Consider the following 17,760-nt stretch of genomic DNA (forward strand, 5'->3'; position numbering starts at 1 on the left):
AGCTTTGCAACAAGTTGCTAACAAGAGAGGCGTTCGTAATATTTTGAAAAATAACGTTATAAAAAAGCCCCGCAGGATGCGAGGCTTTATATCTGAAAACGAAGTGCAAAAGCACTTCCGTCAGCAGTGGTTCGATCAGATAGCAGTTACGTTAACTGCAGCTGGGCCTTTCTGGCCGTCCTGAATTTCGAACTCAACGTTCTGGCCTTCAGCCAGAGTTTTGAAGCCGTTACCCTGGATTGCAGAGAAGTGTACGAACACGTCTTTGCTGCCGTCAGCAGGAGTAATGAAACCAAAACCTTTAGACTCGTTGAACCACTTAACTTGACCTTTAATCTTTGCCATTTGCAAAATTCCTTAGAGTGTTTTCTTAGCCCGCAGGCATTGACTGAGATAAAACTGAGACATTACTGCTTGAGGCACTAATATAAGGTTCGGCAGAGAAGCGGTATTCAACGACAACGTTTTTACTCAGGACTTCTTTACTGAAAATGCCACACATAAACAGAACTGTACCTCGTTTGACCCAAAACGTGTTATCACACACAACGTTTAATATGGCAAGCCATTTTTAAACGTGTCTCGATCTGCCGCACAAATTCAAACACTGCCCTGCAAGTACCTGCACAATTATGCGCAATGCTCATGGACAGTGTGACGCCTCTACACAGACTTCGCGTTACGTTCATAACCGCTGTAATCTGAGACTTTTTTACCATAGCTCAATCACTTCAGTGCGTCCAGAGCCGAAGAGAAGAATCCTTGCTACAAGCATTGAGTTAGAACAATTTGTGAAAAGTTATGCTGAAACATTACAACGCACCTGCAATGTTACAATGAAAAAAAGATGCTAATAGATACCGTTTAACTGTATTAAAAACCACCAATTAATAAGCAGGGTTATGCACCAAAATAATGAAATTTTTATGACCCTGCCTCAAAAGAAGGCAAGCAAAACGTTTCGATAAAAATAAAATATTCACCAATGGGTTCAAATGCAGAATATATGCAACAAAACAGCGAGGTGTTTACAAGGATAAATATTCACCAATTTTCAGTATCATGAATGAATTATTAACTGGTGCTAAATTAACAAGCGCCCGGGTCAACTCCTGAACCGGTTCATCGAGGGACTCGTCTGCCAGTTCAAACACGCCCCAGTGAATGGGAAATGCCAGAGGGCAGTCAAGTTGTTGCCACAACGCAACAGCAGACTGTGGATCCATGTGATGCACAGCCATGAACCATTCTGGAGCATACGCGCCTATCGGCAACGCTGCTGCGTCAATTTTGCCAAGCCGTTCCGGTATCAATAACAGCTCAGGCGAATAACCTGTGTCACCGCTAAACCAGAAGCGGTGCTGTCGCCCTTCAAAGACCCAACCGCACCACAGGGAACGGTTTCGGTTCCACGGCGTCCGCATACTCCAGTGCTGTGCGGGCACGGCGGTCAGGGTTATCCCCTGCCAGGTGATGCTCTGCCACCAGTCGAGTTCAACAATGCGTCGGGCTCCCCGACGACGAAACCAGTCCGCCAGACCTAAAGGGACAAACAGGCTCACGTCAGGAAAGCGTTTCAGGATACGGCGAATCGTCGCGTTATCGAGATGATCGTAATGGTTATGAGAGATCACCACCGCATCAAGTTGCGAAAGGTGTTCAACAGAAATAGCGGGAGGTGTTTTGCGCTGTGGCCCTAAAAACGGAAGCGGTGAAGCGCGCTGTGAAAAAACCGGATCGGTGAGGAGGGTATTGCCATCCATCTGCAGCAGCAAACTCGCGTGCCCCAGCCACCATACCCCGTCGCCTTGCGGTTGATTCAGTTCGGCAGGCTGCCACCACTGACGAATGAATGCGTCATAACCGAGCGCAGGAGGCTTAGGCAAGCCCGCAACTTTGCGCGCCTTACGCCAGCGGTCAACGTCACCAGCCTGGTGCCCTACCGGATAGGTATTACGAAAACCATCTGGTGTGTGATGCTTCAGGGAGGGGTCATACCAGGGATTTTTCCAGACCATAACCACCTCCCGGGACAGACAGATTAACGTTCAGCCACCAGGCGGATAAAATCGTCTTCGCCTTCTTTGTCTTCAGCTACCGCTTCTTGCGGGGCTGCTTTCTCTTCAGGTTCATTCGCTTCGCACAGACGACGTAGCAGCGCATTCTGACGCTTTTGCTGATCGAGCAGCGCTTCCAGCAGTTCGATCTGCTCGTTAGTACGAGAACTGACGCGGTTCACGAAAAACCAAATAACCAGACCCGCAACCAGAACAACCAAAGAGATCACCAGGGACGCCATATTCAGCAGCCCTGAATTCAGTAACTCACCCATTTCACCACCTCAATAAAAACGTTCATTTTACCACTGGCGCGAAGGAAGGAAATCACCTTTAGAAAAAATGCGTGCTACCACGGAATAAACTTATTGATTGCGTAAACGCCACTAAAAAACTGTACATCCTGATCGCACATCACATTGATAGTCTGCGTCCACAGCACTACGCATGCTATCAGCACAATAATCAGAATTATCCAGCGTATTTTTTTCACTCCACACTCCGTCTTAAGGCCTGAAGTTACCAGGTTATCACGCTTATCTTAAACAGGGACTAACTGTAACTTCATCAAGCTCTTTTCAGAATCATGTACTTGTTTCATTACGTAAACAGGTTACGCTTAAGAGCATGACAACGAAGAAAAAGAGGCAATGATGCGTTTAATCATTCGAACCCTTATTGCGCTGGCCGTGCTATGGACTGGCCTTCTGCTAACCGGTTACGGTGTCCTTGTGGGCAGCACCGAAAACGCGGCTGGGTTAGGTATCCAGTGCAAATACCTGACAGCCCAGGGTGTAAGCACAGCACAGTATCTGCATTCTGACAGCGGTATTTTCGGGTTATCGAATTGTCCGGTGTTCCGTAAAATGACCGTCGTGGTCGATAACGGGTAACACTCTGCCAGACGTAACCATAAAAAACGCCGCAAAAAATGCGGCGTTTTTTATTCTCAACGACGGTTAAAACGGATAGTCGTTGTAACCCATCTGCTCAGAAATTTTGCGCGCAGCGGTATGAAGAATAGCAACATATTCACGCAGACGCTCTTCCGAGAAACGCAGCGTCGGGAAGGAGATACTCAGCCCCGCAATGACAACGCCAAAACGGTCGAATACAGGAACACCGATACAGCGCAGCCCTTCTTCCTGCTCTTCATTATCTTCGCCATAACCCTGCTCACGCACTTTATCGAGCACGACCATTAACTCATCAGTATTAGTAATGGTTCGCTCAGTGCTGCGCTTGTATTCCACGCCTTCGAGGATCTGCTTCACCTCTTCACGGTCACGCCATGCCAGCAGAACTTTACCAATTGCAGTGCTATACAGTGGGTTACGGCGGCCAATGCGCGAATACATGCGCAGGCTGTACATGGAGTCAATTTTATGGATGTAAACAATGCTGTCTTCATCCATCGCGCCCAGGTGGATGGTCTCTTTCGTCAGGCGGGAAATTTCACGCATCTGAATATCTGCGCTACGGATCAGATCAACGTTTTGCAGCGCGCGGGCACCTAATTCGAACAGTTTTAGCGTCAGAGAATACTTTTCAGATTCGCCTTCCTGTGCAACATATCCCAGGGACTTCATGGTTTGTAAAAAGCGATAAACAGTGCTTTTCGACATCATTACACGCTGTGATAACTCTGTAATACCTATTTCACGCTCTTCTCCGAGCGCCTGTAAGATGCCGAACACCTTCAACACGGAAGAAACAGAATCTGGCTGCTTATCCAAATCTGCGATTGCCATTTATCACCTCATAGAGAGTGTTTTATAAAAATCAGAACCTGTTTTTATTATAAATTCCCGTCATGTTACCTGCAATCAATCCCCGTTTGCTTCGTTACAAATCTGCTGCATAAAGAGGCATTAATAATGCTAAAATAGTTACCATGAGAATAATTTCACACTGAGCTTTTCACTCTTAATGGAAAAAAACCTTTCCGATGGTCTGCCTTTGCCCCAGCGATACGGCGCTATTGCGACAATTATCATCGGTATTTCGATGGCCGTCCTTGACGGTGCAATTGCCAACGTTGCCCTGCCAACCATTGCCAGCGACCTTCATGCTTCTCCCGCCAGCTCCATCTGGATCGTCAACGCCTACCAGATGGCGATTGTTGTTTCCCTGCTCTCACTCTCTTTTCTGGGTGATATGTTCGGTTATCGCCGGATCTACCAGTGCGGGTTGGCTGTATTTACGCTAACCTCGCTTTTCTGCGCCCTTTCAGATTCACTGCATACCCTGACGTTCGCCCGAATTGCGCAAGGGTTTGGCGGCGCAGCGTTGATGAGTGTAAACACCGCCTTGATTCGTTTAATCTATCCGTCACACCAGTTGGGCCGCGGTATGGGGATCAACTCATTCATCGTGGCCGTATCGTCAGCCGCCGGGCCGACAATTGCGGCCGCAATTCTCTCTGTCGCCTCATGGCAATGGCTGTTTGCGATTAACGTACCGCTGGGCATCGTGGCACTCTTCTTTGCGCTGCGCTATCTCCCGGCGAACGGCTCTAAAAACACAACCACACGCTTTGACCTCCCGGGTGCAGTAATGAATGCGCTGACATTTGGCCTGCTTATTACCGCTCTTGGCGGTTTTGCGCAAGGCCAGTCACTCATGCTTACCGGGGCAGAGCTCGTCGCCCTGCTGGTGATCGGTTTCTTCTTTGTACGACGCCAGTTGGCTTTACCGGTGCCGCTATTACCGGTGGATCTGCTACGAATTCCGTTGTTTTCGCTGTCTATCTGTACCTCAGTCTGCTCGTTTTGCGCCCAGATGCTGGCGCTGGTCTCCCTGCCCTTCTTCCTGCAAAGCGTGGTTGGACGTTCAGAAGTTGAGACCGGGCTGCTGTTAACACCGTGGCCGCTGGCGACAATGGTGATGGCTCCGCTGGCGGGGTATTTGATTGAGCGCGTGCATGCCGGATTGCTTGGCGCACTGGGGTTGATTGTGATGGCGACAGGACTTTTCGCGCTGGCGCTGCTCCCGTCGTCACCCTCCGATCTGGATATTATCTGGCGTATGATCCTGTGCGGCGCGGGTTTTGGCCTATTCCAGTCACCTAATAACCACACCATTATTACTTCAGCACCACGCCATCGCAGTGGTGGAGCCAGCGGTATGCTGGGAACCGCGCGCCTGCTGGGGCAAAGCACCGGTGCGGCCCTGGTCGCCCTGATGTTTAACCTTGCCGGACAAAATGGTAACCACATTGCACTCCTTACCGCAGGAACCCTTGCCACCATCGCCGCTATCATCAGTGGGCTCCGCATCACTCAGCCCAGAGTACAGGCATAAAAAAACCGGGCGGAGTGTTCTCCTGCCCGGTTCATTGCAACTCTTCAGCGTTACTTCAGGTATTCCCCGCTGCGCAGCGCTTCAATGCGTTTATCCAGCGGCGGGTGAGACATAAACATTTCGCTCAGCGATTTCGATTTACCGTTAATGCAGAATGCCATCATGCTGGTGGCTTCCTGTGGCTCGTAACTGGTTTTCAGACGCTGCAACGCTGCAATCATCTTCTCACGCCCTACCAGTTTTGCAGAGCCGGCATCCGCGTGGAATTCACGGTGACGGGAGAACCACATGGTAATGATGCTTGCCAGAATACCGAATACCAGCTCCAGCACCATCGAAACAGCGAAATAGATCAGCGGGTTGCCGTTGCTCTCTTCACCGTCGTCGCGGTTGCCACCCATAAATCCAGCGGCAATTTGCGCCAGAATACGGGAAATGAAGATAACGAAGGTGTTCACTACGCCCTGAATCAGGGTCATGGTCACCATGTCACCGTTCGCGATATGGCTGATTTCGTGAGCGATGACCGCTTCAGCTTCATCACGGCTCATGTTCTGCAACAGACCGGTGCTGACAGCAACCAGTGACGCATCGCGACGGGCACCCGTGGCAAAGGCGTTGATATCCGGTGCATGATAAATCGCCACTTGCGGCATAGCGATCCCGGCCTGCTGGGATTGCTGTGCAACCGTATTCATCAGCCACTGCTCCATATCGTTGCGCGGCTGTTCAATAACCTCACCACCTACCGATTTCAGTGCCATCCATTTCGACATGAGAAGCGAAACGAAAGAGCCCCCGAAACCAAACAGCAGCGCCATAATCAACAGACCCTGAACGCTGCTCGACCGAATTCCTGTCAGGCTTAGCACCAGCCCGAAAACCACCATAACCGCCAGGTTGGTGAGCAGGAAGAGCGCGATTCGCATCATAATTTTCTTTTAACCTCAGTTTAACAAAACGCACTATGCGATTACCCACATCGTATGGGTATTGTGGCTATTTTCAAGGATCCAGCATGTGTAAGTCACCAGAAAGACACAACTTTACACAATTGAAAATCTGATTGACGGGAGGATGCAGAACTTAAAAAAAACAGGCACAATTTCTTGTGCCTGTCGGGAGATTATTTTGCCGGAGCAGGTTGCACGGCAGGTTTGTCTTTTTCCTGATTCGCCAGGTCGAGAGCGATATGAACCGTCTCGTCCAGATACGGATCGGGCTCCTGGTAATCTTTAGGCAGATCGTCCAGTTTCTTGAGCAAAGGCTTACCTTCACGTTTGAAACGATCGTTGATACGCGCCAGACGTGTTGCATCGTCTTCCGCGTTCTCTTTCTCACGCTGAGCGTAGTTAAGAGACACAATATTCCGTTTATCTTTCATGGCATTGAAACGAGCAATGTCTTTCATGATGTACTGGAATTCCGGATCTTTCGCGATACGATCGTTATGATCTTTCAGCAATTCAGGGCCAAACTGCGTCATATCACCTGATTTCACGTAAGTCGCGGCATTGATGCTATCCCACGGCAACGCGTTATCTTCAAACTTCTCGCCGGTTTCAGTCTCTTCTGTGCCTGTCGGCATCATGATGTCCGGCGTTACGCCTTTACGCTGCGTACTGCCGCCGTTCACGCGGTAGAACTTCTGAATGGTGTACTGTACAGAACCCAGTGCCGGCCATTCCGGACGCAGCATCTGATCGTAGATACGATTCAGAGAGCGATACTGCTGAACGGTACCTTTACCGAACGTCGGCTCACCCACGATCAGCGCACGGCCATAGTCCTGCATTGCCGCGGCAAAGATTTCAGATGCAGAAGCACTGAAGCGGTCGACCAGAACCACCAGCGGGCCTTTATAGTAGACCACACCATCGTTGTCGGCATCTTCGCGTACTTTACCGTTGTTATCACGCACCTGAACCACCGGGCCAGACGGGATAAACAGGCCTGACAGAGAAACCGCTTCGGTCAGTGCCCCGCCGCCGTTACTGCGCAGGTCAATGATCACGCTGCTGACATTCTGCTTCTCAAGCTTCTGCAGTTGCACTTTCACATCGTCGGTCAGACCAACGTAGAAGCCAGGGATATCAAGAACACCCACCTTCTCTTTACCCACGGTTTTCACCGACATTTTCACCGCGCGATCTTCCAGGCGGATACGCTCACGCGTCAGGGTAACGATACGGGTTTTGGTGCCTTTGCCTGCAGGCAACACTTCCAGGCGAACTTTGCTGCCTTTCGGACCTTTAATCAGCGCAACCACATCATCCAGACGCCAGCCGATCACGTCGACCATGTTCTGGCCGGTTTGCCCGACACCCACAATGCGGTCACCAACGCTAATCGCTTTGCTTTTCGACGCCGGGCCACCAGCAACCATCGAGTTGATCACGGTGTAATCATCGTCCATCTGCAGCACCGCACCAATACCTTCCAGAGACAAGCTCATTTCGGTATTGAACTGTTCGGTATTACGCGGGGAGAGATAGTTGGTGTGCGGGTCGATTTCGTGAGCAAAAGCGGTCATCGCCAGTGAGAACACATCTTCACTGTTGGTTTGCGCCAGACGACGAATGGCCGATTTATAACGACGCGTCAGCGTGTCACGGATCTCTTTTTCGTCTTTGCCAGCGAGCTTAAGGCTCAGCTCGTCATATTTTACCTTTCCGTCCCACAGCGCATTCAGTTCGGCTTCATCTTTCGGCCACGGTGCTTTACTGCGGTCCAGATTAAAGGTGTCGTTGCCGGTGAAGTCCATCGGACGTTCCAGCACTTTCAGCGCATACTGGTAACGCTCAAAGCGACGCTTTTGCGACAGGTTATACAGATCGTAGAACAGGTCCAGTTTGCCGGAGCGCAGCTCGTCACCCACGTCGGATTTGCGTTTTGCGAACTGCTCGACATCGCTGGCAAGCAGTACGTTATGGCTGTAATCCAGCAAGTTCAGATAGCGGTCAAAGATTTTGGCCGAAAAGGCCTGATCGAGATCGAACTGACGATAGTGCGAACGAGTGAAGCGTGACGTCACACGCTCACTCACCGTCGCGTGCTGCGTCTCTTCCTTCAATACCGGAATTTGATCAACACGCGTGATATCGTCCACTGCGAAAGCATGGCCTGTTATGGCAAACAGACCCGCCAGCGCGGTGAGCTTAAAAAAAGTGTTCATGCCAGGCTTGGCCTCCGTTTCAGAACAACAAGTGTTCTGCGCGTACAATCATTGACATACCAGAAGTCAGCTGTACACGAACGCCATCTTTGGTGATTTCCAGTACGGTGGCGTCCATCGCATTGTTACCCGCTTTTACCTTCAGCGCCTGACCTACGCTCAGTGCGTTAATGTCAGAAACCGGGGTATGGCGCTGCTCTTCACGAGGCGCACGCGGGGCTTTCGCTGCTGGTTTGTCAGCACGCGGTTTGCGATCGTTATTCTCATTGCGACGCGGTGCAGGACGCGGTTTACGCTCACGACGAGGTGCGTCTTCCTGACCGTTTGCCGCTGCTGCTTCACGCTTTTTCGCTTGCTGTTCAGCACGTTGTGCCTGAACGCGTGCTTTGGCTTCTTCCAGCTGCTTACGCGCGTGCTCAACGTGCTGCTCATCCAGCTCACCGCAAGGGTTGCCGTCGAGATCAACACGGGTCGCGCCCGCTTTGATACCGTACAGGTAACGCCAGCTCGAAGTATAAAGACGTAAGGCGGAACGAAGCTGAGTTTTGCTGAGGTTCATTTCCCCCTCAACACGTGCCACCAGATCCTGAAAAATACCGACTTTCAGGGGACGAGCTTCACCTTCAGCGCTGAAGCACTGTGGGAAACGCTCGGCCAGAAATGCGATAACTTCTTTACTGCTATTCAACTTAGGTTGATTTTCCATGAAATTTCCTGATTACAACGGACGTTGCCAACAAGCGCAGGCATGAACAGGCGTCATTATAATGACGCTATCAGTAAATGCTACGTTATCCGTTGATTATCCTGCGACGCTCGCAAAGAATTTTTGATAATCGGTTGCTGCAAGAACGTTTTCCAGGTTCGCTACCAGCTCGCGCAGCCCTTGTTCGTCCTCGGTTGTAAAGCGGCTGAAGACCGTACTGTCGATATCCAGAACGCCAATAATCTGATTTTTCACCACCAGCGGAAGGACGATTTCGGCGTTGCTGGCCGCATCGCAGGCAATGTGCCCATCAAAGGCATGAACATCTTCTACGCGCTGAACCTGATTTGTCGCAACAGCGGTGCCACACACTCCGCGTCCCACCGGAATACGCACGCAGGCAATTTTCCCCTGGAATGGCCCAAGCACCAGCGTTTCACCTTCAAGAAGATAAAAACCGGCCCAGTTCACACCAGACAGACGCTCAAACAGTAACGCACTTGTATTTGCCAGAGTGGCTAAGAAGCTGGTTTCACCTGCCATCAATGCCTTAAAATCGCGGTTAAGCTCCGCGTAGAATTCTGTTTTGTTCATTATTCAATCACTTGGTTGTCTTACAAAACTACCGCATAGCCTATTAAAATAAGCATTAAATGCGCTTATGCTCAAGATGAATCCGTTCATGAGTTAATATAACGTTCAACATTACTTATTTGTGCGCAACTGATGGCCTTAAAAATAACCAGAATTACGCCGACCAAAAAGATAACTGTCCGTACGGTAAGCGAAGCGCTGCCTCGAGCACATTATCAGCGTTGCCCTCAGTGCGATACGCTTTTTATGTTGCCGAAGATGAAATCGCACCAAAGTGCCTTTTGTCCTCGCTGTAACGCCAAAATTCGCGACGGCCGCGACTGGTCACTCACTCGACTCGCTGCAATGGCGGTCGCCATGCTGTTGCTGATGCCGTTTGCCTGGAGCGAACCGCTGCTGAAACTCTATCTTCTGGGCGTGCGCATTGATGCCAACGTGCTGCAGGGGATCTGGCAGATGACACGCCAGGGTGATCCACTCACCGCCTCAATGGTGCTGTTCTGCACCATTGGCGCACCGCTGGTTCTGGTCGCCGCCATCGCTTACCTTTGGCTTGGCAACATTCTGGGGATGAACCTGCGCCCTGTCCTGCTCATGCTGGATAAACTCAAAGAGTGGGTGATGCTGGATATTTATCTGGTTGGCATTGGCGTCGCCTCAATTAAGGTACAAGACTATGCGTTCTTACAGCCCGGCATTGGCCTGGTGGCCTTTATCTCGCTGGTGTTGCTCAGTATTTTGACCCTGATCCACCTGAATGTTGAACAGCTCTGGGAGCGATTTTATCCGCAGCGCCCTGCCACGCGCCCCGATGAAAACCTCCGCGTCTGCCTGGGATGCCACTACACCGGGTTAGCTGACGCGCGCGGACGCTGCCCCCGCTGCCATATCCCGTTAAGACTTCGGCGCAACAACAGCCTGCAAAAATGCTGGGCGGCGCTGATTGCCTCGGTGATGCTCCTGATCCCTGCCAACATGATGCCGATTTCCATTATTTACGTGAATGGCAGCCGTCAGGAAGATACCATCCTCTCCGGTATTGTCTCGCTCGCCCATAGCAACGTTGGCGTGGCGGCAATTGTCTTTATCGCCAGTATTCTGGTGCCGTTTACCAAAGTGGTGGTGATGTTTACCCTACTCATCAGCATTCACTTTAAATGTGAACAGGGGTTACGCTCGCGCATTCTGCTTCTGCGGCTGGTCACCTGGATTGGCCGCTGGTCGATGTTGGATCTGTTTGTGATTTCGTTGATGATGTCGCTCATCAATCGCGATCAGTTACTTGCTTTTACAATGGGACCCGCAGCTTTTTACTTCGGCTCTGCGGTGATATTGACTATTCTTGCTGTGGAATGGCTGGATAGCCGCTTACTTTGGGATGCACATGAGTCAGGAAACGCCCGCTTCGCCGACTGAAGCGCGAATTAAAACAAAACGCCGCATTTCGCCATTCTGGTTGCTGCCCGTCATTGCGTTGATGATCGCAGGCTGGCTTATCTGGACGAGCTATGAAGATCGCGGCAATACCATCACCATTGATTTCCAGTCTGCTGACGGCATCATCGCCGGGCGTACGCCTGTGCGTTTCCAGGGTGTAGAAGTCGGTACCGTACAGGATATACGGCTTGGCAAAGGGCTGAACAAAATTCAGGTGCGTGCCAGCATTAAATCAGACATGCAGGATGCGCTGCGCAGCGAAACACAGTTCTGGCTGGTAACACCCAAAGCGTCTCTGGCCGGTGTTTCAGGGCTGGATGCGCTGGTTGGCGGTAACTACATTGGTATGATGCCCGGTAAAGGTGAGCCGCAGGAGCATTTCGTCGCGCTCGATACGCAGCCCAAATACCGTCTGAACAACGGGGATTTGATGATCCACCTCCAGGCCCCGGATCTCGGTTCGCTGAACAGTGGCTCGCTGGTGTACTTTCGCAAAATCCCGGTAGGCCGCGTCTACGATTATGCTATCAACCCCAACAAACAGGGGGTCACTATTGATGTGCTCATCGAACGCCGGTTCACGAACCTGGTGAAAAAAGGCAGCCGTTTCTGGAATGTTTCAGGTGTGGATGCTGACGTCAGCCTGAGCGGTGCGAAAGTGAAGCTTGAGAGCCTGGCCGCACTGGTCAATGGTGCCATTGCCTTCGATTCCCCGGAAAACTCTGGCCCTGCCACCACAGATGATACATTTGGATTGTATGCCGACCTGGCACACAGCCAGCGTGGCGTGATCGTCAAACTCACTCTGCCCGATGCCAAAGGGCTGAAAGCCGGTTCGACTCCACTCATGTATCAGGGATTGCAGGTTGGGCAGCTCACTAAAATGACGCTCAATCCCGACGGTTCTGTGACCGGGGAGATGACCGTTGATCCGAGCGTGGTTGATCTCCTGCGCGAAAAAACGCGTATTGAAATGCGCAGTCCGAAGCTGTCGCTGAGCGATGCCAGCATCAGCAGCCTGCTGACCGGCAGCACTTTTGAGCTGATCCCAGGTGAAGGCCAACCGAGCAACAGCTTCGTTATCGTCCCTGCGGATAAATCCCTTCTGCAAAAACCAGGCGTTATCACGCTGACGCTGAATGCCCCGGAAAGCTACGGTATTGAAGCCGGTCAGCCGCTGATTTTGCATGGCGTGCAGGTCGGCCAGGTGCTGGAGCGTACGCTGTCGGAGAAAGGCGTGAGTTTCTCGGTGGCCATCGATCCTCACTATGCCGACCTGGTGCATGGCGACAGTAAATTCGTGGTCAACAGCCGTGTCGACGTGAAGGTGGGTCTGGACGGCGTGGAGTTCCTTGGTGCCAGCGCCAGCGAATGGGTGAACGGCGGGATCCGTATTTTGCCAGGTGAGAAAGGCCCGATGCGCGACAGCTATCCACTGTATGCCAATCTGGACAAAGCAGTTGAAAATAGCCTGAGCGATCTGCCAACCACCACACTGACCTTGAGCGCCGAGACGCTGCCAGACGTGCAGGCCGGCTCCGTTGTGCTCTACCGTAAATTTGCCGTCGGGGAAGTGATCACCGTTCGCCCGCGGGCAGACGCATTTGATATCGAACTGCACATCAAACCTGAGTACCGCAAGCTGCTCACGCCAAACAGCGTGTTCTGGGCCGAGGGCGGTGCAAAGGTTCAGCTCAATAGCAGTGGATTGACCGTTCAGGCCTCTCCGCTCTCCCGCGCGTTGCGCGGTGCGATTAGCTTCGATAATCTCAGCGGCGCAGGCGCGAACCTGCGCAAAGATGATAAACGCATCCTGTTCCCGTCTGAAACCGCTGCCCGTGCCGTTGGTGGGCAGATTACCCTGCATGCCTTCGATGCGGGCAAACTGGCTGAAGGGATGCCCATCCGCTATCTGGGCATTGATATCGGGCAGATCCAGAAGCTGACGCTGATTACCTCACGTAATGAAGTGCAGGCTACAGCGGTACTCTACCCGGAATATGTCCAGACCTTTGCCCGCACGGGTTCGCGTTTCTCCGTGGTGACACCGAAAATCTCAGCGGCAGGGGTTGAGCACCTCGACACCATTTTGCAGCCGTACATTAACGTCGAACCCGGCCAGGGCAATGCCCGTCGTGATTTTGAACTGCAGGAAGCCACCATTACCGACTCGCGCTATCTTGATGGCCTGAGCATCGTAGTGGAAGTACCGGAAGCGGGCTCGCTAAACATCGGCACACCGGTTCTGTTCCGCGGTATTGAAGTGGGTACAGTAACTGGCCTGACGCTGGGAACATTGTCCGACCGCGTCATGGTGGCACTGCGCATCAGCGAGCGTTATCAGCATCTGGTACGTAATAACTCCGTGTTCTGGCTGGCATCCGGATATTCACTGGACTTTGGTCTGACCGGTGGAGTAGTGAAAACCGGGACATTCAACCAGTTCATTCGCGGCGGTATCGCCTTCGCCACGCCACCGGGTACACCTCTGGCACCGAAGGCGCAGCCTGACAAACACTTCCTGCTGCTCGAAAGCGAACCAAAAGAGTGGCGTGAATGGGGCACTGCGCTGCCGCGTTAATCTCAGGGCTCCGGTGTCAACGCACCGGAGCCTTTATGTTACACTGCGCACCTGAATGTTTCCCTGTGGTGTGCCCGTGGCTCAAAATTCTGTATTTCTTCCTGAACAATTCCTGGCGCAAATGCGCGAGGCGCTTCCTTCTCACCTCTCATTAGACGACTTTATCGCCGCCTGCCAGCGTCCGTTACGCCGTAGCATTCGCGTCAACACCCTGAAGATTAGCGTCGACGCATTTCTTGAGCTGGTTTCACCTTACAACTGGCAACTCACGCCGGTACCGTGGTGTGAAGAGGGTTTCTGGATCGAACGTGATGACGAAGAAGCCCTGCCGCTGGGAAGTACCGCTGAGCATCTGAGTGGTCTGTTTTATATTCAGGAAGCCAGTTCCATGTTGCCGGTTGCCGCACTTTTTGCGGATGACAACGCGCCAGAGCGGGTGATGGATGTCGCAGCAGCACCAGGGTCTAAAACCACGCAGATTGCCGCACGCATGGGCAACCGCGGTGCCATTCTCGCCAATGAATTTTCCGCCAGCCGCGTTAAAGTGCTGCACGCCAATATCAGCCGCTGTGGTATTCATAATGTGGCGCTGACGCACTTCGACGGTCGGGTGTTCGGTGCCGCATTACCAGAATCGTTTGATGCCATCCTGCTGGATGCACCGTGTTCTGGAGAAGGCGTCGTGCGTAAAGATCCCGATGCGTTAAAAAACTGGTCAGTGGAAAGCAACCTTGAGATCGCAGCCACACAGCGTGAACTGATCGATAGCGCGTTTCACGCCTTGCGCCCAGGTGGCACACTGGTTTACTCCACCTGTACGTTAAACCGCGATGAGAATGAAGACGTCTGTCTGTGGCTGAAAGCACAGTATCCGGACGCCGTCGAGTTCCTGCCGCTGGATGGCCTGTTTGTTTCGGCAAAAGAGGCCGTTACCCCCGAAGGGTTCCTGCACGTTTTTCCGCAGATCTATGATTGCGAAGGTTTCTTTGTGGCACGACTGCGTAAAACCCTCGCCGTTCCCCCCCTGCCCGCACCTGGCTTTAAGGTGGGAAAATTCCCCTTCACGCCGTTAAAAGGCCGTGAAGCAGAGCAGGTAAAAATTGCAGCCAACAAGGCCGGGCTGGTCTGGGATGAAAGCCTTCATCTCTGGTTACGTGATAAAGAGATCTGGCTTTTCCCGGCGAATATCGAACCACTGATTGGGAAAGTCCGTTTTTCCCGCATCGGGATCCGTCTGGCGGAAATCCATAACAAAGGCTACCGCTGGCAGCATGAGGCGGTCATTGCCCTTGCCGGAAGTGAAAATACCTTTGCCCTGACGCATCAGGAAGCCGAAGAGTGGTACCGTGGCCGCGACGTTTACCCTGAAAACACCCCATCGCAGGATGAAGTGGTGGTGACTTATCAGGGCTATCCGCTTGGGTTGGCGAAAAAGGTGGGATCGCGGCTGAAAAACAGCTACCCGCGTGAACTGGTACGCGACGGTCGCCTGTTTACCGGTAACGAACGCACAGCCTAAAAAAGCGCACTTTTTTACTGGCGATTTTGCTCTCCTTGTCTACGATAAAAAATGGATGCCCGCACTGGTCATACCAGATTTTTAGTACAAACCCCGGAGAGCATTATGACGAAAACCAGCGTGCGTATTGGCGCTTTTGAAATCGACGATGCAGAATTGCGCGGCGAAACACAGAGCGATCGAACGTTAAGTATTCCCTGCAAGTCCGACCCGGATTTATGTATGCAGCTTGATGCCTGGGACGCAGACACCAGCATCCCGGCTATTCTTGATGGCGAACACTCTGTCCTTTATCGTGAGCATTACGATCGTAGTACCGATGCCTGGGTCATGCGCCTTGCCTGACCTAAAGAGAACCCGCCCGAAGGCGGGTTATTTATTTCCTACTGCAGTTGCGCCAGCGTAAAGTAACCTCCGAAGACGGCCCCGGTATCGATGTAGTGCAGGTTGTTAAAATCATACCGCTTATCAACAGGCGTATGCCCGAACCAAAAATGATCCGCGCCGCTAATCCCCTGCCCTTTCCCTGCCATAAAGCCCATTAACCGGTTTCGATCCCACAGCACGCGCTGTGCGTTCACGGGTTTACCCCACTGATACTCTGCTGCGGGGTAGTCGGCATGCGCGATCACATTCAGACCATTCTTGCAGGTTATTTCGATAATGTGCGGTAAATTCCGGCTAGCCTCGAGTAACGTCAGTGCCTGTTTTTGTTGTTCGCACTCAAGCCGTGCAAACCACATTCCGCCATTGATTGTCCAGAGCGCAAAATCGTTATTATCCAGACTGTCGAGCGCCATTTGTTCATGGTTACCCCGAACCGCACGAAACCACTTTTCATGCATGAGTTGCAGGCATTTAACACTATCTGGCCCGCGATCAATCAAATCTCCTACCGAGATAAGTAAATCCTCATAAGGATTAAAATGACGACGTTTCAGTTCATCCATAAGCCACTGATAGCAACCATGTATATCGCTCACAACCCAGACGTGACGCCACTTTTCACCATCGATTCGCTGATACATAAGCCCTCCTGTAAAGGAGTATAGTTGCAACAGAAAACAACCAACGGGCAACGATGTTACTGCGCTTTTCACAAAGTTAAACAGACAGTAAACTAGGGATAAATAAATAGTTCACCAGTATTAATAGACTTTTGCATGCCCCCTAAAATGTGCAATGCATAAACTTTGAGGTTTTCACGTGTCAAATTCGCGCCTGCAAAACGATGCACCACATTCGCATCACACAAATATCATTTCTGAACTGGTGAAAGGTAAACTCGTCCCAGGCCCAATCTGGCAAAAACGCGAGTATCGTCTGAAATTCCTGTTACGTTCGCTTCTTTTCTGGTCTTCGACACACCGTATGCTGGACGCATTGTCCCGCCGCAATGATTTTGACCAGCTGCTGGCCTCGCAAATCACCCTGCCGAGTAAAACCCACCGTCAGTATCTGATGCGTGGCATGAACGCCAACGATCGTGCAAATGCCATCATTAACCACTACCAGTGGATTGATTCCCTGAAAGACGCCGATCTGGTTAAGGCGTTAACGGGCCCGCAAGAGCAGTCCATTGTTGAGTTTCATGCCAAAGATGGCGTCTGTTATAACGTCAACGCCATGAACGCCAGCAAAGCCGAGCGCGAAGGTGAATGTACGCTGTGGTTGCGCGATAGCGAGAATACCCTGCTTGCGAGCCTGACGTTTTGCGTTGCGCGCGAGAATGGTCAGCCCGTGCTGGTGATTGGCGGCCTGCAAGGCCCACGCCGTAGCGTGTCCCGTGATGTCATTAAGCAAGCGACCCGCGCCTGTCATGGCCTGTTCCCCAAGCGTGTGTTGATGGAAGTTCTGTTCCAGCTGGCGACGCTTTCAGGCATCAAAGCGATTTATGCGGTCAGCGATGAAGGGCACATCTTCCGCGCGCTGCGTTATCGTCTGAGTAAAGGTCGCCATTTTCACGCCAGCTACGATGAGTTCTGGGAGTCCATCGACGGCCAAAAACGTTCTACTTTCCGCTGGCAGCTGCCATTACAAATGGAACGCAAATCCCTCGAAGAGATTGCCAGTAAAAAACGAGCTGAATATCGCCGCCGCTTCGAGTTGCTTGATGAGATTGAGGCGGCAATTAAAACGCGCTTTTAAGCGACGTATAAAAAAGCCTCGCATTTGCGAGGCCCCAGACCAGAAAAAATGACCGGAAAAGACCTGAACAGCAGAAAAAAAGAATTTGTGACGATCTGATTTTTTGCGTGTAAATGGGTTGGGATTGTTAAAAATGGTGTGGTATAACGGAAAAACGCCGAATATAAAAGTTCGGACGATTTTAGGGCATTTTCGGTCGGAGCACCGTAAGTGACTGAAATTAAAAGCAGATAAAAAGAG

The 17,760-nt window shown here is 51.7% G+C and carries 17 protein-coding genes and 1 pseudogene; 7 read left to right on the top strand and 11 right to left on the bottom strand.

Annotated features, from left to right (window positions below; all coding sequences use genetic code 11):
* Positions 1–135 precede the first annotated feature (135 nt).
* The 5 genes and pseudogenes from cspE to mgrB form a co-directional block, all read right to left on the bottom strand.
* Entirely contained in the window at positions 136–345 is a 210-nt protein-coding gene (cspE, locus tag ACHHZ6_RS01230) for a transcription antiterminator/RNA stability regulator CspE (RefSeq protein ID WP_001062678.1), read from the bottom strand.
* A gap of 12 nt (positions 346–357) precedes the next feature.
* A pseudogene (locus ACHHZ6_RS01235) lies at positions 358–502 on the bottom strand (DUF2627 domain-containing protein).
* A 526-nt stretch (positions 503–1,028) separates the two neighbouring features.
* Positions 1,029–2,018: an MBL fold metallo-hydrolase gene (locus tag ACHHZ6_RS01240; protein ID WP_395121614.1), complete on the bottom strand. Its 990-nt coding sequence runs from the start codon at positions 2,016–2,018 to the stop codon at positions 1,029–1,031.
* 23 nt (positions 2,019–2,041) lie between these two features.
* Positions 2,042–2,332, bottom strand: a complete 291-nt coding sequence (locus tag ACHHZ6_RS01245; protein WP_182271784.1) for a YebO family protein — start codon at positions 2,330–2,332, stop codon at positions 2,042–2,044.
* Between the two features lie 74 nt (positions 2,333–2,406).
* Complete coding sequence (mgrB, locus tag ACHHZ6_RS01250) at positions 2,407–2,550, bottom strand: PhoP/PhoQ regulator MgrB (protein WP_395121616.1); 144 nt, start codon at positions 2,548–2,550, stop codon at positions 2,407–2,409.
* Positions 2,551–2,710: 160 nt separating this feature from the next.
* On the opposite strand from mgrB, the gene ACHHZ6_RS01255 reads away from it, so the two are divergent.
* A complete protein-coding gene (locus ACHHZ6_RS01255) occupies positions 2,711–2,950 on the top strand; it encodes a YobH family protein (protein ID WP_182274530.1) in 240 nt (79 codons plus the stop codon).
* Between the two features lie 66 nt (positions 2,951–3,016).
* Here the strand turns inward: ACHHZ6_RS01255 and kdgR are convergent, their stop codons facing one another.
* Complete coding sequence (gene kdgR, locus ACHHZ6_RS01260; RefSeq protein ID WP_182271786.1) at positions 3,017–3,808, bottom strand: DNA-binding transcriptional regulator KdgR; 792 nt, start codon at positions 3,806–3,808, stop codon at positions 3,017–3,019.
* 178 nt (positions 3,809–3,986) lie between these two features.
* Here kdgR and ACHHZ6_RS01265 point away from each other — a divergent pair, with 178 nt between their 5' ends.
* The gene (locus ACHHZ6_RS01265) at positions 3,987–5,360 is read left to right on the top strand and encodes an MFS transporter (protein ID WP_395121618.1); all 1,374 of its coding nucleotides are present in this window, start codon (positions 3,987–3,989) and stop codon (positions 5,358–5,360) included.
* Between the two features lie 50 nt (positions 5,361–5,410).
* Here ACHHZ6_RS01265 and htpX read toward each other — a convergent pair whose 3' ends face one another.
* The 4 genes from htpX to ACHHZ6_RS01285 all read right to left on the bottom strand — a co-directional run bounded on the left by htpX (position 5,411) and on the right by ACHHZ6_RS01285 (position 9,835).
* Positions 5,411–6,292, bottom strand: coding sequence for a protease HtpX (gene htpX, locus ACHHZ6_RS01270; RefSeq protein WP_182271788.1), 882 nt, complete (start codon positions 6,290–6,292; stop codon positions 5,411–5,413).
* Positions 6,293–6,486: 194 nt separating this feature from the next.
* On the bottom strand, positions 6,487–8,535 hold the full coding sequence (prc, locus tag ACHHZ6_RS01275; protein ID WP_182271789.1) for a carboxy terminal-processing peptidase: 2,049 nt from the start codon (positions 8,533–8,535) through the stop codon (positions 6,487–6,489).
* A gap of 19 nt (positions 8,536–8,554) precedes the next feature.
* Complete coding sequence (proQ, locus tag ACHHZ6_RS01280) at positions 8,555–9,241, bottom strand: RNA chaperone ProQ (protein ID WP_119937251.1); 687 nt, start codon at positions 9,239–9,241, stop codon at positions 8,555–8,557.
* Between the two features lie 96 nt (positions 9,242–9,337).
* Positions 9,338–9,835 (bottom strand): GAF domain-containing protein, encoded by a 498-nt coding sequence (locus ACHHZ6_RS01285; protein ID WP_182919890.1) that lies wholly within the window; start codon positions 9,833–9,835, stop codon positions 9,338–9,340.
* Positions 9,836–9,967: 132 nt separating this feature from the next.
* Between ACHHZ6_RS01285 and yebS the strand changes: the two genes are divergently transcribed.
* The 4 genes from yebS (at position 9,968) to ACHHZ6_RS01305 (ending at position 15,717) form a co-directional block, all read left to right on the top strand.
* On the top strand, positions 9,968–11,251 hold the full coding sequence (gene yebS / locus ACHHZ6_RS01290) for a membrane integrity lipid transport subunit YebS (protein ID WP_395121622.1): 1,284 nt from the start codon (positions 9,968–9,970) through the stop codon (positions 11,249–11,251).
* Entirely contained in the window at positions 11,220–13,853 is a 2,634-nt protein-coding gene (locus ACHHZ6_RS01295; protein ID WP_182919888.1) for a PqiB family protein, read from the top strand. The genes yebS and ACHHZ6_RS01295 overlap by 32 nt, the downstream gene beginning before the upstream one ends.
* A gap of 76 nt (positions 13,854–13,929) precedes the next feature.
* Complete coding sequence (gene rsmF / locus ACHHZ6_RS01300; protein ID WP_395121624.1) at positions 13,930–15,372, top strand: 16S rRNA (cytosine(1407)-C(5))-methyltransferase RsmF; 1,443 nt, start codon at positions 13,930–13,932, stop codon at positions 15,370–15,372.
* 105 nt (positions 15,373–15,477) lie between these two features.
* Positions 15,478–15,717, top strand: coding sequence for a YebV family protein (locus ACHHZ6_RS01305; RefSeq protein ID WP_182271794.1), 240 nt, complete (start codon positions 15,478–15,480; stop codon positions 15,715–15,717).
* 38 nt (positions 15,718–15,755) lie between these two features.
* On the opposite strand, the gene pphA is transcribed toward ACHHZ6_RS01305, so the two are convergent.
* A complete protein-coding gene (gene pphA, locus ACHHZ6_RS01310) occupies positions 15,756–16,400 on the bottom strand; it encodes a protein-serine/threonine phosphatase (RefSeq protein WP_182271795.1) in 645 nt (214 codons plus the stop codon).
* Between the two features lie 178 nt (positions 16,401–16,578).
* Between pphA and ACHHZ6_RS01315 the strand changes: the two genes are divergently transcribed.
* Positions 16,579–17,520 carry a VirK/YbjX family protein gene (locus ACHHZ6_RS01315; RefSeq protein ID WP_395121626.1) on the top strand — a complete coding sequence of 314 codons (942 nt, stop codon included), beginning with the start codon at positions 16,579–16,581 and terminating at the stop codon, positions 17,518–17,520.
* The last annotated feature ends 240 nt before the right edge of the window (positions 17,521–17,760 follow it).

It is taken from the genome of Enterobacter cloacae complex sp. 2024EL-00214, assembly GCF_043945575.1.
In the GTDB taxonomy this organism is placed as follows: domain Bacteria; phylum Pseudomonadota; class Gammaproteobacteria; order Enterobacterales; family Enterobacteriaceae; genus Enterobacter; species Enterobacter cloacae_P.